The organism is Streptomyces microflavus (genome assembly GCF_014650075.1).
Taxonomy (GTDB): domain Bacteria; phylum Actinomycetota; class Actinomycetes; order Streptomycetales; family Streptomycetaceae; genus Streptomyces; species Streptomyces microflavus.
The window spans coordinates 833,544-854,433 of record NZ_BMUG01000001.1 but is presented as its reverse complement, the minus strand read 5'-3'; the positions used below and the strand labels follow the sequence as shown (position 1 = coordinate 854,433).

The 20,890-nt window shown below is 73.7% G+C and carries 16 protein-coding genes; 6 read left to right on the top strand and 10 right to left on the bottom strand.

Annotation, left to right across the window (positions count from 1 at the left end; all coding sequences use genetic code 11):
• Nucleotides 1–160: 160 nt before the first annotated feature.
• Together IE264_RS03705 and IE264_RS03700 are read left to right on the top strand one after the other, a co-directional pair.
• Nucleotides 161–1,432, top strand: a complete 1,272-nt coding sequence (locus IE264_RS03705) for a hypothetical protein (protein WP_032753042.1) — start codon at nt 161–163, stop codon at nt 1,430–1,432.
• Nucleotides 1,433–1,560: 128 nt separating this feature from the next.
• A complete protein-coding gene (locus IE264_RS03700) occupies nt 1,561–1,734 on the top strand; it encodes a hypothetical protein (RefSeq protein ID WP_164711276.1) in 174 nt (57 codons plus the stop codon).
• A gap of 79 nt (nt 1,735–1,813) precedes the next feature.
• Here the strand turns inward: IE264_RS03700 and IE264_RS03695 are convergent, their stop codons facing one another.
• The 10 genes from IE264_RS03695 to IE264_RS03650 all read right to left on the bottom strand — a co-directional run bounded on the left by IE264_RS03695 (nt 1,814) and on the right by IE264_RS03650 (nt 16,299).
• Nucleotides 1,814–2,761 carry a 3-oxoacyl-ACP reductase gene (locus IE264_RS03695; protein ID WP_032753045.1) on the bottom strand — a complete coding sequence of 316 codons (948 nt, stop codon included), beginning with the start codon at nt 2,759–2,761 and terminating at the stop codon, nt 1,814–1,816.
• Nucleotides 2,762–2,795: 34 nt separating this feature from the next.
• Entirely contained in the window at nt 2,796–3,872 is a 1,077-nt protein-coding gene (locus IE264_RS03690; protein ID WP_015608217.1) for a Zn-dependent alcohol dehydrogenase, read from the bottom strand.
• Between the two features lie 48 nt (nt 3,873–3,920).
• The gene (gene chsH3, locus IE264_RS03685) at nt 3,921–4,775 is read right to left on the bottom strand and encodes an enoyl-CoA hydratase ChsH3 (protein WP_032753047.1); all 855 of its coding nucleotides are present in this window, start codon (nt 4,773–4,775) and stop codon (nt 3,921–3,923) included.
• Between the two features lie 201 nt (nt 4,776–4,976).
• Entirely contained in the window at nt 4,977–6,458 is a 1,482-nt protein-coding gene (locus IE264_RS03680) for an MFS transporter (RefSeq protein WP_031122259.1), read from the bottom strand.
• A gap of 113 nt (nt 6,459–6,571) precedes the next feature.
• Nucleotides 6,572–7,762 carry a lipid-transfer protein gene (locus tag IE264_RS03675; RefSeq protein ID WP_032753050.1) on the bottom strand — a complete coding sequence of 397 codons (1,191 nt, stop codon included), beginning with the start codon at nt 7,760–7,762 and terminating at the stop codon, nt 6,572–6,574.
• 14 nt (nt 7,763–7,776) lie between these two features.
• Nucleotides 7,777–10,002 carry an acyl-CoA dehydrogenase family protein gene (locus IE264_RS03670; RefSeq protein WP_032753052.1) on the bottom strand — a complete coding sequence of 742 codons (2,226 nt, stop codon included), beginning with the start codon at nt 10,000–10,002 and terminating at the stop codon, nt 7,777–7,779.
• An 86-nt stretch (nt 10,003–10,088) separates the two neighbouring features.
• Complete coding sequence (locus tag IE264_RS03665) at nt 10,089–11,306, bottom strand: NAD(P)/FAD-dependent oxidoreductase (RefSeq protein WP_032753054.1); 1,218 nt, start codon at nt 11,304–11,306, stop codon at nt 10,089–10,091.
• Between the two features lie 76 nt (nt 11,307–11,382).
• Nucleotides 11,383–12,828, bottom strand: coding sequence for an FAD-dependent oxidoreductase (locus IE264_RS03660; protein ID WP_051821636.1), 1,446 nt, complete (start codon nt 12,826–12,828; stop codon nt 11,383–11,385).
• Nucleotides 12,825–14,930, bottom strand: coding sequence for a molybdopterin oxidoreductase family protein (locus IE264_RS03655; RefSeq protein ID WP_032753056.1), 2,106 nt, complete (start codon nt 14,928–14,930; stop codon nt 12,825–12,827). Before IE264_RS03655 ends, IE264_RS03660 begins: the two co-directional genes overlap by 4 nt.
• Nucleotides 14,920–16,299 carry an MFS transporter gene (locus tag IE264_RS03650; RefSeq protein WP_032753058.1) on the bottom strand — a complete coding sequence of 460 codons (1,380 nt, stop codon included), beginning with the start codon at nt 16,297–16,299 and terminating at the stop codon, nt 14,920–14,922. Before IE264_RS03650 ends, IE264_RS03655 begins: the two co-directional genes overlap by 11 nt.
• Nucleotides 16,300–16,564: 265 nt before the next feature.
• On the opposite strand from IE264_RS03650, the gene IE264_RS03645 reads away from it, so the two are divergent.
• From IE264_RS03645 to IE264_RS03630, 4 genes are all read left to right on the top strand, one after another.
• On the top strand, nt 16,565–18,112 hold the full coding sequence (locus tag IE264_RS03645; protein ID WP_032753060.1) for an MFS transporter: 1,548 nt from the start codon (nt 16,565–16,567) through the stop codon (nt 18,110–18,112).
• A gap of 53 nt (nt 18,113–18,165) precedes the next feature.
• Nucleotides 18,166–18,813, top strand: a complete 648-nt coding sequence (locus IE264_RS03640) for a class I SAM-dependent methyltransferase (RefSeq protein WP_032753062.1) — start codon at nt 18,166–18,168, stop codon at nt 18,811–18,813.
• A 97-nt stretch (nt 18,814–18,910) separates the two neighbouring features.
• Nucleotides 18,911–19,792: an N-acetylmuramoyl-L-alanine amidase gene (locus IE264_RS03635; protein WP_032753064.1), complete on the top strand. Its 882-nt coding sequence runs from the start codon at nt 18,911–18,913 to the stop codon at nt 19,790–19,792.
• 198 nt (nt 19,793–19,990) lie between these two features.
• Nucleotides 19,991–20,845 carry a hypothetical protein gene (locus IE264_RS03630; RefSeq protein ID WP_032753066.1) on the top strand — a complete coding sequence of 285 codons (855 nt, stop codon included), beginning with the start codon at nt 19,991–19,993 and terminating at the stop codon, nt 20,843–20,845.
• Nucleotides 20,846–20,890: the final 45 nt, after the last annotated feature.

Sequence of the window (20,890 nt, the reverse complement as noted above, 5' to 3'; positions counted from 1 at the left end):
GGGCTGCCTAACCATAGGCGCGGCGGCCCCTGCCAGCACACCCGCCCCCATCACCTCAGGAGAATCCGGGCATCACCACCCTTATGTGTGAAGTGAGGTGGGGCGCGTTGTCCGGCTGGGCGTGCGAAAACTAGCTTTCGTAGCCGGAGGTGACGAGTCCATGACTGCCTGTGCCATCGAGGGCGGAACCGCCGGGGCCGCCACGACGGCGGACCCCGGCCCGGAAGAGTCCGGCGAGCCCGAGGAACCCGCCGGAGCGGTACCGGCCGGCCCCGCCGCGCCCCGGAGCGGTGCGCCCCGCGCCCCCGGGGCCTTCACGCTGACCGCGGACGGTGCGTACGGGGCCAGGCTGACGGCCGCGCCCGGCCCCCCGGACGCGCAGCGGGCCTGGTACCCGGAGCGCTGGACGCTGGACGGGCCCGAGCCCTACGCCGTACCGCTGCCGCTCAACCAGCCCGAGGAGCCGGACTCCCAGGTGGTGCCGCTCGCCGACGGGCGGGTGCTGATCCGGCGGCAGGTGGCGGACCGCCAGATGTTCTCGCTGCTCTACCCGACCGGGCCCGCCACCGGTGAACTGCCCCTCGGTGCGGTCGAGTGCGACGGGATGACGCTGCTGCCGCCCTCGCCGGACGGGTGCAGCGTGTACGCCCTGTCGGCGGGCGACCACTCCTCACTGCTGTGGCTGGTGGCCGGCGGCGCCTTCGGGCCGGAGCTGGTCGCCGAGATCCCCGGGCACTGCTCCGGCGGGGTCTGGCTGGACCGGGCGGGCCGGATACTGGCCCTGGACCGGCAGCCTCCGGGCGGCGGCCCGGTCAAGGCGGTCGCCGTGGACCTGGAGCGGAACGGCGAGGTGACACCGCTGCTCCAGATCGCGCCGGAGAGCAACGACCGGCTGCTGCTGGCCGACGCGGACAGCGGGCTGCTGCTGCTCCGCTCGGACGCGCCGGGCCACGACCGGCTCGGCTGGGGCGTCCTCGGCAGCTGTCTGCCGGTCCGCTTCCCGGAGTGCCTGCGGCCGGCGGATGTGGCGGTGACGCCGTTCGCGGTGCAGCCCGGCCAGATGCTGATGCCGGAGAGCTGCGCGGTGGCGCTGCGGATCGACGGGGCGGCCGGGAGCTGGGTGGGGACCTGGCGTCCGCAGGGGCGCCGGCTGCACCAGTTCGCGGCGCCGGAGGGCTGGTCGGCGGGGGCCGGTTACTGGAGCCGGGACGGGGTGCTGCACCTCCCGTACGCGAACGCGGCGACGCCCTGTGCCGTGGCCCTGCTCGACGCACCGACGGACGAGGACCCGCTTCCGGGGGCCGACGGAACGTGCGGAACGGACGGCGATGCGAGCGGAACGGAACCATCCGCCGCCGTCACCCCTCCTGCCGTGTGCAAGCCCGTCCCGTTGGGGCAGGCACCTCTGCACCGAGCGGCTTCACCTGGCTAAACTCGGTTCCGGGGCTACGCAGCCGTACCGCGCGGGCGCCGACGGTGACCGCGTCGGACGGCGGTGGCGGGGCCCCGGAACACGTACGTGCGACACAGGTAAGCGATCACAACGGGGTGACTTCCCACATGTCTGAAGCCCGAACCGACACCACCGCACCGCGTACGCCGGGGGGCGACGCGGAGGGGGCCGGGACCGGCGGTTCCGGAAAGCACCGAGGGGGTGCGTCGATGGAGAACACCTCGGTGCAGCCGCACGGCCGCCACCGCAGGCCCGCCGAGGAGGAATCCAGGGCGGCCTGAGCCGGCGAACAGCGCGACGAGGTGGGCCCGGTACGGCTGAACAGCCGTACCGGGCCCACCTTTTTCCGCCCCCGCTCCCCTACTCCCTCTTCAGCCCGAGCACTTCGGCGGCGGCGAAGGTCTCGCCCCGTGGCCGGTCCGCGTAGTACGGGGTGATCAGCTCGTCCAGTTCGGCGAAGGTGAAGGTCTCCTTCGCCGCGTCGAACTTGGCCGCCACCCTGGGCCGTTCGACGATCGCGACCATGCCCCCGTGGACGACGAGCAGCTGCCCGTTGACCCCGGCGGCTGCGGGCGAGGCGAGATAGCCCACGAGCGGGGAGACATGCTCGGGGGCCAACGCGTCGAGTGTGCCGTCGGCCGGTTCCTGGAAGCCCGCGAACACGTCCTCGGTCATCCGGGTCCGGGCCCGCGGGCAGATGGCGTTGGAGGTGACGCCGTACTTGGCGAGTGCCAGGGCCGTGGACGTGGTGAGCCCGACGATGCCGCCCTTGGCCGCCGCGTAGTTCGGCTGCCCCGCCGAGCCCGCGAGGAACGCCTCCGACGAGGTGTTGACGATCCGCCCGTACACCGGGCCGCCGGTCTCCTTGGAGCGGGCGCGCCAGTGGGCGGCGGCGAAGCGGGTGGTGTTGAAGTGGCCCTTGAGGTGGACGCGGATGACCGCGTCCCACTCGTCCTCGCTCATCGAGAAGACCATCCGGTCCCGCAGGATGCCCGCGTTGTTGACCAGGATGTCGAGCTTTCCGTAGGTGGAGACCGCCAGCTCCACGAGGGCTCGGGCCTGTTCGTGGTCGGATACGTCTCCGAGGTGGGCGGTGGCCCGGCCGCCCGCCGCGCGGATCTCGGCGGCGACCTCCTCGGCGGGCGCGGCCGAGGCCTCGCCCGATCCGTCGCGGCCGGGCTGCCCGTAGTCGTTGACGACGACGGCGGCGCCGAGCCGGGCCAGTTCGAGGGCCTCGGCGCGGCCGAGCCCCCGGCCGGCGCCGGTGACGATCGCGGACAGCCCGTCCAGCGGGAGGGGAAGTGACATGGCATTCCTCAACGTCGTCGGTCCGGGGCCGGTTTCAGAGCTCGATGCAGGTACGCAGCGACTCGCCGGTCCGCATCTGGTCCAGGGCGTCGTTGACCTCCTCCAGCCGGACCCGGTGGGTGATCATCGACTCCAGGTCGATCCGGCCGGCCCGCCAGAGCGCGATGGCCCGTTCGTAGGAGCGCAGCACGTCCCCGCCGCCGTACATCGAGGGCAGGATGCGCTTCTCGTCGAAGAACAGCTCGAACATGTTGACCTGGAAGTTGTCGTCCATCGCCCCGGCGCCGACGACGCAGAGGGTGCCGCCGCGGCGGGTGTGGTCGTAGGCGGTGCGGGCGGTGGCGGACTTGCCGACGACCTCGAAGACGTAGTCGAAGCCCTCGCCGCCGGTGATGCGCTGCTTGGCGTCGGCCAGTTCGTCGGGGGCGACGGCCTCGGTGGCGCCGAAGCGGAGGGCGGCCTCGCGGCGGGAGGCGACCGGGTCGACGGCGACGATCTGGGCGGCGCCCTGGACGCGGGCGCCCTGGATGGTGGAGATGCCGACGCCGCCGCAGCCGATGACGGCGACCGACGAACCGGCCTCCACCTTCGCCGTGTTGATGGCGGCGCCGAGGCCGGTGGTGACCCCGCAGCCGATCAGGGCGGCGATCTCGAAGGGGACGTCGTCGGGGATCGGCACCGCGCAGCCCGCGCCGACGACGACCTCCTCGGTGAAGGTGCCGGTGCCCGCGAAGCCGAAGACATCGCCGCCGGGGCGCTTGAAGTTGGGGGTGCCCGCGTTCATGAAGCCCGCGAGGCAGAGCTGGGTCTGGCCGCGCTTGCAGGACGGACAGGCCCCGCAGGCGGGCAGCCAGCAGACGAGGACCCGGTCCCCGGCGCTCAGGCCGCTCACCCCGTCACCGACGTCGACGACCTCGCCGGCGCCCTCGTGGCCGGGGATGAAGGGGGCGGGCTGCGGGAGGATCCCGCTCATCGCGGAGACGTCGGAGTGGCAGAGTCCGGTGGCCCGGATGCGGAGCTTGACCTTCCCCGGGCCGAACCCCACCGCCTCGACGTCGTCGAGTACTTCCAGCTTCTCCTGGCCTATCTCGTGCAGTACGGCTGCGCGCATGGGTCGGGCTCCCCTCGAATCGGCTGCCAAGAATGAGTGCTGCTGGGTTCAGGAGTGTTCGACGAGCGTGTCGGCGAGGACCGGTGCGTCGTCGCGTTCGGCGGCGGTGACGGTCACCTGGACGCGGCCGTCCCCGGCCCACATCCGGATGCGGAGGGTCTCGCCGGGGAAGACCACTCCGGCGAAGCGGGTGCGGTAGGCGGCGATACGGGACACATCACCGTCCAGCAGGGTGTCGGTGACGGCCTTCAGGGTCATGCCGTACGTGCACAGCCCGTGCAGGATCGGCCGCTCGAAGCCGGCCAGCTTGGCGAAGGCCGGGTCCGCGTGGAGCGGGTTCCAGTCCCCGGAGAGCCGGTAGAGCAACGCCTGGTCCTCGCGGATCGGGCGCTCGACCGTGCGGTCGGGGTCCCGGTCGGGCACGGCGAGCCGGTCGGAGGGCCCGCGCTCACCGCCGAAGCCGCCCTCTCCCCGTACGAAGATCTGGGCGTCGTTGGTCCAGAGCGGCCCTTCGTCGTCGGACGCCTCGGTACGCAGCACGATGACGGCGGCCTTGCCCTTGTCGTACACCGCCGCGACCTTCGAGGTCTGCACGGCCCGGCCGGTCACGGGGATCGGCCGGTGGACGCGTACGGTCTGCCCGCCGTGCAGGACGGCGGCGAGGTCCACGTCGATGCCGGGCGCGCCCATCCCGCCGAACGCGGCCGTTCCCGCGCCCGCCACGGTGGCGAAGGCCGGCAGCACCTGGAGCCGGGACTCCAGGGTGTAGCGCAGCTCGTCGGGGTCGGTGGCGGGGGTGCCCGCGCCGAGGCCCAGGTGGTAGAGCTGGACGTCCTTGTGGTTCCAGGCGATCTCGGCTCGGCGGGGTTCGGCGGCGAGGGCCGCTCGGGCATCGATGGGCATGGCGAAGCCGCTCCTTGACGGGGGAGACCGACGGTGGAGACCTCGGTGCGGCTGTCCGCACCGCCGACCGCACCGAGGCCGTGCGGGACCGGCAGGGCGCGCCGTTCTAGAACGCGTTCTAGCCGATGGCCCATGTATAACGCAGCCCCCGGAAGTTGGGAAGACTGCTGACGCCATGTCAGGTCCGGGTGGACCGCACGCTCAGACCCGCTCCTGCGCCTTCACCTTCGCCGCCTGCTCCTCCCGTACGCGGGGCGTCCGGTGGTTTGGCAGCCACGCCAGCATCACCACCACCCCGAGCAGCAGCACCCCGCACGCCGTACGGAAGGCCGTCGCATACCCGGCGGTGACCTCGGCCGGGTCGACCGAGCCCGCCGTACGGGCCGCGGCGACGGTGGAGAGCACCGCGAGGCCGAGCGCGCCGCCCATGGTGCGGGAGGTGTTGACCAGGCCGGAGACGAGTCCGGCGTCCCCGGCGGCCGCGCCGGAGGTGGCGAGGGTGGCCAGCGGGGTGGAGGCGAGCCCGGCACCGGCCATCATCAGGACGCCGGGCAGGCAGATCGCGGTGAGGTAGGAGCCGTCGACGCCCATGGTGGACTGCCAGCCGAAGCCCGCGGCGGTGATCAGCACCCCGGCGACGGCGAGGGTCTTGGCCCCCGTACGCGCCATGATCCGGGGTGCGGCCTTGGAGCCGATGATGACGGCGGCCGAGGTCGGCATCAGGGCGAGACCGGCCTCCAACGGCGAGTAGCCCAGCACGTTCTGCGCGTAGACGGTCATGAAGTACCACATGGAGAAGGTCGCCGACCCCATGAGGAACATCGACACGTTGGCCGAGGAGACGGCCCGTACGCCGAACACCCGCAGCGGGATCAGCGGGACCGCCGTCCGCGCCTCGACCAGGACGAACGCGGCCAGCAGCACCGCCCCGGAGAGCAGCGGTACGAGGGTGGCGGCGGCCGTCCAGCCCTCGGCCTCGGTCTGGACGATGCCGTACGCGACGGTGGCGAGGCCGGCCGTGACGAGGACGGCCCCCAGCAGGTCGATGCGGCGGCGGTCGCCCGCCCGGCCCTCGGTGATCCACAGGGCGGCGGCGACCAGGACGAGGGCGCCGATCGGCACGTTGATCAGGAGGACCCAGCGCCAGGAGAGGGCGTCGGTGAGGACCCCGCCGATGAGCCCGCCGGCCGCGCCGCCGCCCGCGCCGACCGCCATCCAGGTCGCTATCGCCTTGGTCCGGGCGGGCCCCTCGGGGACGGCGGCCGTCAGGATGGTCAGGGTGGCGGGGGCCAGGACGGCGGCCCCGAGGCCTTGCGCGGCGCGGGCGGCGAGGAGCTGCCAGCCCTCCTGGGCGAAGCCGCCCGCGAGGGAGGCGGCGGTGAAGACGCCGAGCCCGACGAGGAACATCCGCTTGCGCCCGTAGATGTCGGCGGCCCGCCCGCCCAGCAGCATGAACCCGGCGAACGCGATCGAGTAGGCGTTGACGACCCACTGGAGCGCGCCGTGGCTCAGCCCCAGGTCGGCCCGCATGGAGGGCAGCGCCACGTTGACCACGGACACATCGAGGACGACGAGGAACTGCCCCGTACAGGCGGCGAGCACGACGGCCCAGGCGCCGGTGGGTATGCGGGAGCGGGAGGTGCGGGTGGGCGCGGGTGCGGGGTCGTCTGCCATGACGGTCATGGTCGCAGGTAGTGGATGCCCCGTACATCGGGTATCGGTCGGAGATCCTGGGTCCGGGGCGTCCTAGGTCCGAAGTCCTGGACCAGCCCCCCGTCGGCGGGCCCGCCGGGCCCTCACCGCCGCAGCAGCGTCACCACCGCCGCCCCGCCCAGTCCGATGTTGTGCGCGAGGCCGGTGCGGGCGCCCGGGACCTGGCGTGGGCCCGCCTCGCCGCGCAGCTGCCAGGTCAGCTCGGCGGCCTGGGCGATCCCGGTCGCGCCCAGGGGGTGTCCCTTGGAGATCAGCCCGCCCGACGGGTTCACCACCCACCGCCCGCCGTACGTCGTCGCCCCGGACTCCACGAGCTTGCCGGACTCCCCCTCGCCGCAGAGGCCGAGGGCCTCGTAGGTGAGGAGTTCGTTGATGGAGAAGCAGTCGTGCAGCTCGATCACGTCGAGGTCCCCGGGCCCGAGGCCGGAGCTCTCGTAGACCTGCCGGGCGGCGGCCCGGGACATCGGGGCGCCGACCGCGTCGATGCAGGTGCCGGAGGCGAAGGAGGCACCGGTGTCGGTGGTCATGGCCTGGGCGGCGATCTCCACGGCCCGCTCCCCCAGGCCGTGGCGCTCCACGAACCGCTCGGAGACGACCACGGCCGCCGCCGCCCCGTCGGAGGTGGGTGAGCACTGGAGCTTGGTGAGGGGGTCGTGGACGGTACGGGCGGCGAGGACCTCCTCCACCGTGTACGGGTCCTGGAACTGGGCGTACGGGTTGTCCACCGAGTGCCGGTGGTTCTTGGCCCCGACCGCCGCGAGCTGCGCGGGCGTGGTCCCGTACCGCTGCATGTGCTCGCGGGCCGCGTTGCCGAAGATCTGCGCGGTGGGCGGGGACATCTCGAAGCCGTGGGCGGCCGCCATGATCCCGTAGTGCCGGGCGACGGGCGAGGAGGCGAAGCCCCCGCCGCCTTCCGTACCACCGCCCAGCGAGCCCCGCGCCATCTTCTCGAAGCCGACGGCGAGGACGCAGTCGCTGGAGCCGCCCTCGACGAACTGCCGGGCCAGCATCAGGGCGGTGGAGCCGGTGGCGCAGTTGTTGTTGACGTTGTAGACGGGGACGCCGGTCAGCCCCAGTTCGTAGACGGCCCGCTGTCCGGCGGTGGAGGCCTCGAAGCAGTAGCCGACGGGGACCTGCTCGACCTGGTCGTACCGGACCCCGGCATCCTCCAGCGCGGCGGTGCCCGCCTCACGGACCATGTCCCAGTACTGCCAGTCGCGGGTCTCGGGCTTCTCGAACTTCGTCATGCCGACGCCGACGATGTAGGCCTTCATCTTCCGACTCCTCTTCATGTCGTGTGCGGTCGGTCCCGGGGGAGGCCGAGGATCCGTTCGGCGACGACGTTGAGCTGGATCTGGGTGGTGCCGCCCGCGATGGTCAGGCAGCGGGACATCAGGAATCCGTGGAGGGCCCGCTCACCGGCCGCCGGTTCGTCCACCGCGCCGTCCGGGCCGAGGAGTTCGAGGGTGAGTTCGGCGACCTTCTGCTGGTGGACGGTCTGGACGAGCTTGCGTACGGAGGCCCCGGCGCCCGGTTCGAGGCCGGAGACCTGCTGGAGGGTGGTGCGCAGCCCGATGCAGGCGAGGGCGTGGGCCTCGGCGGCGAGCGCGCCGATCCGGGCACGGGTGGTGTCGTCGAGCCCTGCGGAGCGCGCGATCAGAGCCTCAAGACCGCTGTCGAAGGTCATCTGGTCGGCCATGTGGACGCGTTCGTTGCCGAGCGTGTTGCGGGCGACCCGCCAGCCGCCGCCGACCTCGCCTACGACGGCGTCGGCGGGGAGCAGCACGTCGTCGAAGTACACCTCGTTGAAGAGGGCCTCGCCGGTGATCTCCTTCAGCGGCCGGATGTCGATGCCCCGGGCCCTCTTCATGTCGACCAGGAAGTAGGTGAGCCCCCGGTGCTTGGGGGCGTCCGGGTCGGTGCGGGCGAGCAGGATGCCGTGGTCGGCGGTGCGGGCGGCGCTCGTCCAGACCTTCTGCCCGGTGATCCGCCACCCCTCGTCGGTCCGTACGGCACGGGTGCGCAGGGCGGCCAGGTCGGATCCGGCGTCGGGTTCGGAGAAGAGCTGGCACCACTGGAGGTCGCCGCGCAGGGTGGCCGGCAGATAGCGCTCGCGCTGCGCCTCGGTCCCGTACGCGATGAGCGACGGCACGACCCAGGTGGCGATGGAGAGGTCGCTGAGCCGGATGCCGTGCTCGCTCGACTCCTGCTGGATGGCGAGCTGTTGTACGGGGCCCGCGCCCAGGCCGTACGGGGCGGGGAGGTGCGGGGCGGCGTAGCCGGTGGCGGCGAGGGCGCGGCGGGCCTCGCGGGGCGCCAGGCCACGGGCGGCGGCGAGGTGGGGGCGGGCCTCGGCGCGGTGGCGGGCGGCCTCGGCGGGGAGTTCGAGGGAGAGTTCGCGGCGGGCCCCGGCCTCGGCGAGGCGGGCGGCGCGCAGCCGGTGGGTGTCGGCGGTGCCGAGGAGCTGGCGGGCGAGTACGGCCCGGCGCAGTTGGAGGTGGGCGTCGTGCTCCCAGGTGAAACCGATGCCGCCGAGGATCTGGATGGCGTCCTTGGCGCAGCTGTACGCGGCCTCCGGCGCGGTGGCGGCGGCGAGCGCGGCGGTGAGCCCGCGCACCTCGGGCTTCTCGTCGGCGGCGCGGGCCGCGTCCCAGGTCAGGGCGCGGGCCTGCTCCAGGCGGACGAGCATGTCGGCGCAGAGGTGCTTGACGGCCTGGAACGCCCCGATGGGCCGCCCGAACTGTTCGCGTACGGCGGCGTGTGCGACGGCCGTGTCCAGGCTCCGGGCGGCGGTGCCGCAGGCGTCGGCGGCGAGGAGGACGGCGGCCAGGTCCCGGACGAGGTCGGGATCGAGGGCGGGGTCGAGGGGCAGAACCCGCTGCTCCGGTACGTGGACGGCTTCGGCCCGCACCTCCGCTGTGGGCCGGGTCGGGTCGACGCTGCGGTGCGGGCGCACGGTGAGCCCCTCGGCCCCGGCGTCCACGAGGAACCAGCGCTCGCCGTCGGGTGTAACGGCGGGCAGGAGCAGCAGGTCGGCCGCCTCGGCGGAGAGGACGGGCGGGGCGGTCCCGTCGAGACGGTGGCCGCCCGGGGCCGGGGTGGCGGTGAGGGTGCCGGAGGTGAGGGCGAGGGCGGCGGTACGGTCCCCCGAGGCGAGGCCCCGGATCAGGTCACCGGTCCCGGGGCCCACCGCCCGCCGCACCACCTCACCCACAAGAGCGGTGGCGAGGCAGGGCCCCGGCAGCGAGGCGTGGGCGGCCTCCTCCAGGACCACGGCGAGGTCCAGGAGACCGCCGCCCCCGCCCCCGTACTCCTCGGGCAGATGGATCCCGGTCAGCCCCTGCCCGGCGAGCGCCTCCCAGTGGGCGGGGCGCACCCCGGGGGCGGCCGGGCCCCCCGCGTCGAGGAGCTTGCGCACCTCGCCGGGCGGGGCGGCCCGGGCCAGCCACCCCCGTACGGAGTGCGCCAGCGCGCGATGCTCTTCGGTGATGCCGATGCCCGTGCCGATGCCCATGCGGATCCTCGCCGGTCGCAGCCACTGGAACGGCGGCAAGAGTAGAACACGTTCCATTATGACGGAAGGTCAGATGTCTTACGTGTTCAGAGAGTTGCCCCACCGGCCAGCAGGAGTTCGGCCGGGGCGGTGAGTTCGTGGCCGAGCAGGGTGCGGAGCACCGCGTAGCCGGCGGTGTCGCCCGCGAGGACTCCGCCGAGCAGGGTCCGCCCGTCCGGGGCGAGGACCAGCTTTCCGTACGTCCCGGCCGCCCGGTCCTCCCGGACGAACTCCACGGCCCCCTCGGTCCGGGCGTGTACGTCACCGAAACCGGCCACCTCCACGCCCAGGACCTTGAGCTTCGCCGACATGTCCGCCCCGGGGAAGACGGCAGACGGGGAGCCCAGCAGCTGGAGCGCGACCGCCTCCGCCATCCGGTAGCCGGGTGCGGCCAGGCCGTAGCAGCGGCCGAGCACCGCCGCGCACTCCCCCACGGCCCACACGCGCTCGTCGGCCGTACGGCACCGCTCGTCCACGAGGAATCCACCGCGCCCGCCGCGTTCGAGCCCGGCGGACCCGGCCAGTTCGTCGCGCGGTCGCACCCCGGCGGAGAACACGACCGTTGAGGCGGGCAGTTCGGTCCCGTCCGACAGGGTCACCGCCCGCACCCGTCCTTCGGGGTCCCCGTGGAGCGAGGCGAGGCCGCGGCCGCAGTGCACGCCGACCCCCAGCGCGCCCACGAGCCGGGCGAGGACCCTGCCGCCGCCCTCGTCGACCTGGAGGGGCATCAGGTGCGGGGCCATCTCCACCACGTGCGGCCGCGCCCCGAGCAGGCGCAGCGCCCGCGCGGCCTCCAGCCCCAGCAGTCCGCCGCCGACGACGACACCGGGCTCCCCGGGGCGCACAGCGGCACGGAGCGCGTCGAGGTCCTCGATCGTGCGGTAGGTGAAGCAGCCGGCGAGGTCCCGGCCCGGCACGGGCGGTACGAACGGGCGTGAGCCGGTGGCCAGGACGAGCGCGTCGTACTCCAGGGCCGTGGAGTCGGCACAGGTCACGGTGCGGGATCCGCGGTCCAGGTGGACCGCTCTCGTGTTCAGCCGCAGGTCCACCAGGGGGTCGGTGCGCATCCGGGGCGTGGTGAGGTCGAGGTCGGCGGCGGTCCTCCCGTCGAGGTAGGAGGAGAGGGAGACGCGGTCGTAGGCGGGCCGGGGTTCCTCCGCCACGACCACGATCCGCCAGCGGCCCGACCGGTCGCCGGCCCGGACCTCCTCGACCAGCCGGTGTCCGGCCGGGCCGTGGCCGACGACGACCAGGGTGCGGGTCATGTCCGGGGTCCCTTCACGGCGGGGCGTAGGCCTTTCACGACGGGGCGGTGGCCGTCGGGCGCGTACCCGGCCCCCCTCACGACGCGGCAGCCGTCCCGCAGATGCGGCGGACGGCGTCCGCGCAGGTGCCGCAGCCGGTGGTGGCGCGGGTGGCGGCGGCGATGGCGGGAAGGTCGTGCGCGCCCTGCCGCCACGCCTGCCGGAGGTCCTTCCTGGTGACGTTGTTGCAGTGGCACACCACCGCCGTGTCCGGGAGCGCCGACCCTCCCGTGTACTCCTTGTCGGTGCCCAGCAGCAGGGCGAGCCGGTCCGGGGGTAGCGGACGGTCCTCGGTGTACAGGCGGCCGACGGTGGCGACGGCCCGGTCCAGGCCCACCAGGACGCCGGCCCGCACCCGGCCCTCGCGCAGCACGAGGCGCCCGTAGCGCCCTCGGGCAGGGTCGGACAGCACGACGTGTTCGTCCCTGTCCCCGGGTGCGTGCAGCGCGTCCGGCGGGCCCAGCACGGCGAGTGCGGGCAGCCGGGGCCGGACGACGTACCGGGCGGCGACGGGGCTGCCATCGGCGCCGCAGAGCGTCCGGGCCAGGGCGTCCGCCTCGTCCCAGGCGGACTCCAGGGTGCCGTGGTGGCGGCCGACGGGCCGGGCGCAGTCGCCCAGGGCGTAGATGTACGGGTCGCTGGTGCGCAGCCGGTCGTCCACGACGATGCCGTGGCGGACGGCCAGCCGGGCGGTGCGGGCGAGTGCGGTGTCGGGCGCGGTGCCGGTGCACAGCAGCAGGGTCCCGGCGGCCAGCAGCCGTCCGTCGTCCAGGAGGGCCTTGCCGGGTTCCACGGCGACGACACGACGGCCGGTCTCCGCCACCGCGCCGGCCTCCCGGAGTGCGGCCGTCACGAGGGCCCCGGCCCGTCCGTCGAGCAGCCGGTGCATCGGGTGGGCGCCGGGGTGGACGAGGGTGACGTCGTGTCCGGCGCGGCCGAGCGCGTACGCGGTCTCGGTGCCGCGCAGCCCGCCGCCGACCACGACGACGGGCCCCTTGGTGACCGGCCGGGCGCCCCGGAGCGTGTGCGGGACCCGGAGGCCGGGGGCGTGCCGGCCGGCACCGGCCAGCTGCGGCAGGACCGGCCGGGAGCCGGTGGCCAGCACCAGGATGCCGTAGGGGTGTTCGGTGCCGTCTTCGGCGCGGACGAGGCGGCGGCGCGGGTCCACCGCGGTGATCCGGGTTCCGGTACGGACCTCCACGCCCGCCGGGAGCGGGGCGAGCGTCAGTGCCCCGGCGGGCAGGGTGCCGTCGAGGACGGAGGTCAACTGGGCCCGTTGGTAGGCGGGTTGCGGCTCGGCACCGAACACGGTGACGGGACCCCGGTGGCCGTGGTGGCGCAGCCGCTGGACCAGGCGGTGGGCGGCGGGTCCGTAGCCGATGACGGTGACGGCGCTCGTGCCGTCGGCGGCGGTCGCGGTGTCGGAAGCGGTCGCGGAGTCGGAAGCGGTCGCGGTCGCGGTGGTGGCGGTCGTCGCCCTCATGCCTGCGGCTCCTGCCAGGGTGCGACGCGTACCGCGCACACCTTGAACTCGGGCATGCCGCTGACCGGGTCGAGGGCCGGTCCGGTCAGCAGGTTGGCCCGGCCCGCGCCCGGGAAGTGGAAGGGCAGGAAGACGGTGTCGGTACGCAGGGTGGGGACGAGGCGGACCCGGGCGACCGTGGAACCGCGCGCCGAGGTGACCTCGGCCAGGGCGCCCTCGGTCAGTCCGAAGCGGGCCGCGGTGCCGGGGTGGATCTCGACGTGCACCCCGGGCGCGGCGGCCAGGAGTTCGGGGACGCGGCGGGTCTGGGCCCCGGACTGGTAATGGGCGAGCACCCGGCCGGTGGTGGCGTGGAGCGGGTAGTGGGTGTCGGGTGTCTCGGCGGCGTCCCGGTGCTCCACGGGGGCCAGGCGCGCCCGGCCGTCGGCGTGGGCGAACCGGTCCAGGAAGAGCCGGGGCGTGCCCGGGTGGTTCCCGTCGGGGGCGTCCGGGCAGGGCCAGTACAGCGCCTCCCCGGCGTCGAGCCGTTCGTAGCTGATGCCCGCGTAGTCGGCCCGGCCGCCGCTGGAGGCCCGGCGCAGCTCGTCGAAGACGGTGCGGGGCGAGACGGGGAAGCGGTGGGCGGGCTGTCCCATCCGCACCGCGAGGCCGTGCAGGACCTCCAGGTCGGTGCGGACGCCGGCGGGCGGGGTGAGGGCGGCCCGGCGGCGCAGGACGCGTCCTTCGAGGCTGGTCGTCGTGCCGTCCTCCTCGGCCCATTGGGCCACGGGCAGGACCACGTCCGCGAGTTCGGTGGTCTCGGACGGCACCAGGTCGGCCACCACCAGCAGGTCGAGCGCGGCCAGGCGCCGCGCTATGTGGGCGGCGTTGGGGGCCGAGACGACCGGGTTCGAGCCGAAGACCAGCAGGGCTCGCGGTCCGCCGGGGGTGCCAAGGGCGTCCAGGAGCTTGTACGCGCTGCGGCCGGGGCCGGGCAGGGACGCCGGATCGACCCCCCAGACCCCGGCGACGTGGGCCCGCGCCGCCGGATCGGTGATCATGCGGTAGCCGGGCAACTGGTCGGCCTTCTGCCCGTGTTCGCGGCCGCCCTGGCCGTTGCCCTGGCCGGTGAGGCAGCCGTATCCGCTGCCGGTCCGGCCGGGCAGGCCCAGGGCGAGGGCCAGGTTGATGAAGGCCGCGGTGGTGTCGGTCCCCTTGCTGTGCTGCTCCACTCCGCGCCCGGTGAGGAGGTAGCGGCGGCCGGCTTCGGCGAGCATGCGTACGGCGGTCCGCTGGTCCTCGACGGGGACACCGGTGACCTGCTCGACGCGCTCGGGCCACCAGGGCAGGGCGTACTGCCAGGCGGCGTCGATTCCGGTGGTGCGGGTGTCGAGGTACTCCTTGTCCAGCAGGTTCTCGGTCACCGCGAGGTGCAACAGGCCGAGCGCGAGGGCGAGATCGGTGCCGGGGGCGGGCTGGAGGTGCAGTGCCGCCTGCTCGGCGGTGCGGGTGCGGCGGGGGTCGATGACGATCAGCCGGGGGTGGACCAGATGCCGCATCAGCGGGGGCATGGTCTCCGCCGGGTTGGCTCCGGCCAGCAGGACGACGTCGGCGTCGCCGAGGTCGGTGACGGGGAACGGCAGGCCCCGGTCGAGTCCGAAGGCGGCGTTGCCGGCGGCCGCGGCGGAGGACATGCAGAAGCGGCCGTTGTAGTCGATCTGGCTGGTGCCGAGCGCGACCCGGGCGAACTTGCCCAGGGCGTAGGCCTTTTCGTTGGTCAGGCCGCCACCGCCGAACACCCCCACGCCATCGGGTCCGTACGTCTCACGCACCCGGTCCAGGCCCGCGACGATCAGGTCCAGGGCCTCGTCCCAGCCGGCCGGGGCGAGTTCACCGCCGGGCCCCCTCACCAGGGGGCTGCGCAGCCGGTCGGGGGTGGTGAGCAGCGCGGGGGCCGTCCAGCCCTTCTGGCACAGTCCGCCCCGGTTCACCGGGAAGTCCGGGGACGGTTCCAGCTCGACGCCCGGCCCGCTCGGGCGCAGCAGGGTGCCGCACTGCAGGGCGCAGTAGGCGCAGTGGGTGGCGACCTCCGCCCCGGGACCCCGCGTCCCGTCAGCGGACACGGGACGTCCGGGGGCGGGCCGGGCCGGGAGCCGGGGGCGCGGTGCGCTCGGGGCGCAGGTAGACCCGCAGGAGGATCAGGACGCAGAGGGCGTAGAAGGCGAGGAAGCAGAGGAAGGCGGTGTCGCCGCTGCCTGCGTCCTGGTACGAGGCCCGGAAGACCAGGTTGACGGCGACGCCGCCGAGTGCGCCGACGGCCCCGGCGATGCCGATGACCGCGCCCGAGACCCGGCGTGCGCGGGCGAAGGCCTGCGGAGCGCCGGCACCGGAGGTGATGGCTTCCTCCGCCTCCCGGGCGAACACGGCGGGGATCATCTTGTACGTCGAGCCGTTGCCGAGGCCGCTGAGGACGAACAGGACGGTGAAGGCGGCGACGAACAGGGCGAAGGAACCGGCCCGGGACGCCATCAGCAGCAGGCCGGTGCCCCCGGCCAGCCCGGCGAAGGTCACCACGGTGACGCGTGCGCCGCCCCACCGGTCGGCCATCCTGCCGCCGAACGGCCGGGCGAGGGATCCGAGCAGGGGGCCGAGGAAGGTGACGGAGGCGGCTTCCAGCGGGGTGGACCCGAACTCGCTCTGGAGGACGAGGCCGAAGGCGAAGCCGTAACCGATGAAGGAGCCGAAGGTGCCGATGTAGAGGACGGATATCCACCAGGTGTGACGGCTGCCGGCCGCCTCGCGCAGAGCGCCCGGTTCCGCGCGCACGGCATCGACGTTGTCCATCCGCAGGGCCGACAGCACGGAGACGATCACGATGAGCGGCAGGTAGAGGGCGATCACGTACGAGGGGTGGGTGTTCCCGGCGGTGGCGATGACCAGGAGGCCCAGTATCTGGATCACGGCGACGCCGAGGTTGCCGCCGCCCGCGTTCACGCCGAGCGCCCAGCCCTGGTGCCGCTGCGGGTAGAAGATCGTGATGTTGGTCATGGAGGAGGCGAAGTTGGCGCCTCCCACCCCCGCCGTGGCGCCGATCAGCAGGAACACCCACAGCGGGGTTCCGGGCCGCTGGACGAAGACGAGGGCGAGGACGGTCGGCACGAGGAGCACGGCGGAGGCGAACACCGTCCAGTTGCGGCCGCCGAAGCGGGTCACCGCGTAGCTGTACGGCAGCCGCAGCACGGCCCCGACCAGGGTGGGGACGACCACCAGCAGGAACTTCTCCTCCGGGGCGAAGCCCAGGCCGATCTCGGGCGACATGAACAGCACGAGCACCGACCACAGGCTCCATACGGAGAAGCCGATGTGCTCGGAGAGGACGGATATCACCAGGTTGCGGCGGGCGATCCTCCGTCCCGCGCGTTCCCAGAACTCCTCGTTCTCCGGCTCCCAGTCCTGGATCCACCGTCCGGAAGCGGACCGTCGGGTCTTCATGTCCGTGGGGTCTCCTGTGTCGGAGGGGCGTGGTTCACCGTTCCGGAGATCCTGGCGATCACGGCGTACAGGGGTCAATCACGCACCGGCTTGTTCGTCACGTCGCCGCATCACCGGCATACCGGCCGCCGGCACGACGGACAGGAGTGGGGAGCCTTCGTCCTTCCGTCTCCCGGCGACGGAAATACTCCGCGCCCGCGAAGCGTTCACCATGCACACACTTGGGGGGAGCCCGGGTGATCGACTCTGCCCGGAGGCCCCACGTATGCGACGGACGAAACAGATACGGCACGCAGGGGAACTCCCCGAGCCGCCGAAGGAGCGCTCCGGCCCCATCGTGCCCGTCCTCGCCTTCGCGGGGATCACCGTCGCGGTCATGCAGACCCTGCTCGTCCCCGTCATCAAGGACCTGCCGGTCCTGCTGAGCACCGACCCGGCCAACGCCACCTGGGTCATGACCGCGACCCTGCTGGCGGGTGCCGTCTCGACCCCGATCATGGGCCGGCTCGGCGATCTCTACGGCAAGCGCCGGATGCTGCTCGCCTCGCTCGCCGTCATGGTGGTCGGCTCGCTGATCTGCGCCTCCACCGACGACCTGGTCGTGATGATCACCGGCCGCGCGCTCCAGGGCTTCGCCATGGGCGCCATCCCGCTGGGCATCGGCATCATGCGTGACGAGCTGCCGCGCGAGAAGCTCGGCTCGGCGATGGCCCTGATGAGCTCCTCGATCGGGGTGGGCGGCGGCCTCGCCCTGCCCGCCGCCGCACTGGTCGCCCAGCACGCCGACTGGCACGCGCTCTTCCTCGGCTCGGCCGGCCTCGGCGTGCTCGCGATGGTGCTCACGTACGCGCTGGTCCCCGAGCCGCCGCTGCGCGCCCCCGGCACCTTCGACTTCATCGGCGCCTTCGGGCTCTCGCTCGGCCTGGTCCTCCTTCTCCTGCCGGTCACCAAGGGCGGCGACTGGGGCTGGACCTCGGCGCCCACCCTCGGACTGCTCGCCGCGTCCGTCGCCACTCTGCTGCTGTGGGGCCTGTTCGAACTGCGCACCCCGGCGCCCCTGGTGGATCTGCGCACCACCGCCCGCCGCGAGGTGCTGCTCACCAACCTGGCCTCGATCATGGTCGGGGTCGCCTTCTACGCGGTCTCCCTGGTCCTGCCGCAGCTGCTCCAGCTCCCCACCTCCACCGGTTACGGCCTCGGGCAGTCGATGGTGGTCGCCGGGCTCTGCGTGGCCCCGCTGGGCGTGACGATGATGTTCGTCGCCCCGCTCTACGCCCGGATCTCGGCCCGCCGGGGCCCCAAGACCACGCTGATGCTCGGCATGGTGATCATCGCGATCGGTTACGGGGCCGGGCTCGGGCTGCTCAGCGCCCCCTGGCAGACCGTGCTCATCGCGGTCGTCCTCGGCGCCGGGATCGGCCTCGCCTACTCCTCGCTGCCCGCCCTGATCATCGGTGCCGTCGACCCGTCGGAGACCGGCGCGGCCAACGGCCTCAACACCCTCATGCGCTCCATCGGTACGTCGGTGTCGAGCGCCGTCATCGGCATGGTCCTGGCCAACACCTCCGTGACGATGGGCTCGGTGCAGGTGCCGTCCATGGAGGGGTTCCGGATCTCGTTCCTGATCGCCACGGGGGCGGTGCTGGCCGGCCTGGTGCTGGCGGCGTTCCTGCCCTCGCAGCGGCCCTCCGCGCACCCGGTGCTCCTGGCGAGCAGCGCGGACTCCGGGCCCGCTCCGGCCGTCGCCCCGGTGGGGGCGGCCCCCGCCGGGAGCACGGGCCGGACCGTACGGCACGATGGAGCGCTGTCGTAGGCAGACCCGCTGCCGTATGCCCTGTGCAGACCCGCCCCACCTGGAGGAACCCCGTGACCGCCGCCGCTCCCTCCCCGGAAGTGCTCGCCGCGTTCGAGGCCGCCAAGGGCTTCATGCCGGTCCACGAGGGGCTCGCCCTCCATGCGGCCGCCGCCGGGGCCGGGGCGCTGGGGCTGCCTCTGCTGGAGGTGGGCACGTACTGCGGGCGCTCCACGATCCTGCTGGCCGACGCGGCCCGGGCGGCCGGGGTGGGGGCCCTGACCGTGGACCACCACCGGGGCAGCGAGGAGCAGCAGCCGGGCTGGGAGTACCACGACCCGAGCGTGGTGGACCCCGAGGTCGGGCTGATGGACACCCTGCCGACGTTCCGCCGCACCCTGCACCGGGCCGGTCTGGAGGAGCACGTGGTGGCGCTCGTCGGCCGCTCCCCGCAGGTCGCCGCGGTATGGGCCGGGCCGCTCGGCCTGGTCTTCATCGACGGCGGGCACACCGACGAGCATGCGAACGGCGATTACGAGGGCTGGGCCCCGCATGTCGCCGAGGGCGGGTTCCTGGTGATCCACGACGTGTTCCCCGACCCGGCCGACGGCGGGCAGGCCCCGTACCGGGTGTACCGGCGGGCGCTGGCCTCGGGGGCGTTCACCGAGGTGTCCGTGACGGACTCGCTGCGCGTGCTGCGGCGCACGGGCCCGGGGATCTGAGGTTCCGGTGCTCTCCTGCCCGTACGGACAGCTGGGGCGCACGGCCCGGGAATCCGAGGTTCCGCTGCCCCCGTGCCCGTACGGATAGCATCGCCGCGTGCCGTACGACGACAGCGTTCCCCCCACCCGCCGCGCCCGGCCCCTTCTCCTGGCCGCCGCGCTGGCCGCGCTCTGCCTGACGACCGTCGCCGGGTGCGGCGGCTCCCCGGACACGACGGACGGGGCGGGCGCCGACGCCTCCCCCTCGGCGACGCCCACCGCCCCGGCCTCGCCGTCCCCCTCGCCCACCGAGCCACTGCCCCGGGGGCCGCTGACCGGCCGGACCGTGGTGATCGACCCGGGCCACAACCCCCGTAACCGCGAGCACACCAAGGAGATCAACGAGAAGGTCGACATCGGCACCGGGCGCAAGGAGTGCGACACGACCGGTACGTCGACGGACGCCGGTTACCCGGAGGCCCGGTTCACCCTCGATGTGTCGCACCGGCTGCGGGAGTTGCTCCAGGCGCAGGGGGCGCGGGTCCTGCTGACGCACGACGAGGACCGGCCGTTCGGGCCCTGCATCGACGAGCGGGCCCGGATCGGCAACGAGGCGAAGGCCGACGCGGTGGTCTCGGTGCACGCGGACGGATCGGCGGTGGGCAACCGGGGCTTCCATGTGATCCTGCCCGCGGCGGTGAAGGGCGGCGGGGCGGACACCTCGAAGATCGTGAAGAGTTCGGCCGATCTCGGGGCCCGGATCGCCGGGCACTTCGTCCGCACGACCGGAAGCGCCCCCTCCAACTACATCGGTGGCGGTACCGGACTGGACACCCGTAATGACCTCGGCGGACTGAATCTGTCAACCGTGCCCAAAGTCTTCGTGGAATGCGGCAATATGCGTGACCCGAAGGACGCGGCCCTGCTCACCAGCGCGAGTTGGCGGCAGAAGGCGGCCCAGGGAATGGCGGACGGCATCGCCGACCACCTGAAGGGATAGGCCCTACCGTCCGAAGGGGCGGGTCTGCGGGGATATTGGGGGGATAACGGTCCAAGAACCGGGCACGGGGGCGACCCGACCGGGCAGACGATAGATTCATCCGTACGATGGGGAGCCACCCCCGAGCTTCGTGCCGTACCCGCCGCACAGGCGGCAGCGACGACCGCCCCGACGAGACGACCGACTAAGGACCTTCACGTGAATATCCGCTCCCTCACTCGAGGCGACGGCGTGGTGATCGGAGCAGCGGTCGTGCTGTTCATCGCCTCTTTCCTCGACCTCTCCGGTTACGACTGCCCCTCCGGCGTGGACTGCTCCCGATTCAGCAGCCCCAACGCCTGGGACTCGCTCGGGCTCCTGATGAGCGTCTTCCTCGCCGGCATCATCGGTGCGGCGCTGGTGATCGTCGGCCGGCTGGCGCCCCGCAAGGTCGTGGGGCTCGACCTCGGCCAGTTCGGTGTCGCGTTCACCGTCTTCGCGCTGTGGACCGCCTTCTGGACGACCATCGACGCCGGTGACGCCGGTGCCGGTCTGATCCTCGGCCTGCTGGCGACCATCGTGCTCGCCGCGGGTACGGTCGCCGGCCCGCTGGTCCCCGCGCTCAAGGCCCCGCTCACCGGCGCCCCGAAGCCGCCGCAGGCCGTGCAGCCGCCGTACGGTGGCCAGCCCGGCCAGGGCTACGGCTACCCGGGCGCCCAGCAGCAGCCCTACGGCGCCCAGCCGAGCCAGGGGTACGGCTACCCCGGCGCGCAGACCGGTGGCCAGCCGGGCCAGCCCGGTCAGGGCGACCCCGCGCAGGCGCAGGCCGCCCAGGCCCAGCAGGCCGCCCCGCAGGGTGGCGCGGCTCCGGCGGGCGACTTCACCCCGTTCTGGTTCGCCGTGCCGGTGGCCCGTCCGCTGTACGGCGAGGACGGCGCACCGAACCCGATCGCCGAGCTGGCGCCGGGCACCTGGTACCTCGCGGTCGAGCAGCGCGGTCAGGGCCTCATCGCCCAGACCCAGGACGGCCGTCGCGGCGTGCTCCAGGACACCACGGGCATCCAGCGCGGCTGATGCCGTAGGCACCGCACCGCGGCCCCTCGCCCTTCCGGGCGGGGG

Coding starts and splice junctions, on each gene's coding strand:
- IE264_RS03705 (WP_032753042.1), top strand. CDS start 161: ATGACTGCCTGTGCCATCGAGGGCGGAACCGCCGGGGCCGCCACGACG.
- IE264_RS03700 (WP_164711276.1), top strand. CDS start 1,561: ATGTCTGAAGCCCGAACCGACACCACCGCACCGCGTACGCCGGGGGGC.
- IE264_RS03695 (WP_032753045.1), bottom strand. CDS start 2,761: ATGTCACTTCCCCTCCCGCTGGACGGGCTGTCCGCGATCGTCACCGGC.
- IE264_RS03690 (WP_015608217.1), bottom strand. CDS start 3,872: ATGCGCGCAGCCGTACTGCACGAGATAGGCCAGGAGAAGCTGGAAGTA.
- chsH3 (WP_032753047.1), bottom strand. CDS start 4,775: ATGCCCATCGATGCCCGAGCGGCCCTCGCCGCCGAACCCCGCCGAGCC.
- IE264_RS03680 (WP_031122259.1), bottom strand. CDS start 6,458: ATGACCGTCATGGCAGACGACCCCGCACCCGCGCCCACCCGCACCTCC.
- IE264_RS03675 (WP_032753050.1), bottom strand. CDS start 7,762: ATGAAGGCCTACATCGTCGGCGTCGGCATGACGAAGTTCGAGAAGCCC.
- IE264_RS03670 (WP_032753052.1), bottom strand. CDS start 10,002: ATGGGCATCGGCACGGGCATCGGCATCACCGAAGAGCATCGCGCGCTG.
- IE264_RS03665 (WP_032753054.1), bottom strand. CDS start 11,306: ATGACCCGCACCCTGGTCGTCGTCGGCCACGGCCCGGCCGGACACCGG.
- IE264_RS03660 (WP_051821636.1), bottom strand. CDS start 12,828: ATGAGGGCGACGACCGCCACCACCGCGACCGCGACCGCTTCCGACTCC.
- IE264_RS03650 (WP_032753058.1), bottom strand. CDS start 16,299: ATGAAGACCCGACGGTCCGCTTCCGGACGGTGGATCCAGGACTGGGAG.
- IE264_RS03645 (WP_032753060.1), top strand. CDS start 16,565: ATGCGACGGACGAAACAGATACGGCACGCAGGGGAACTCCCCGAGCCG.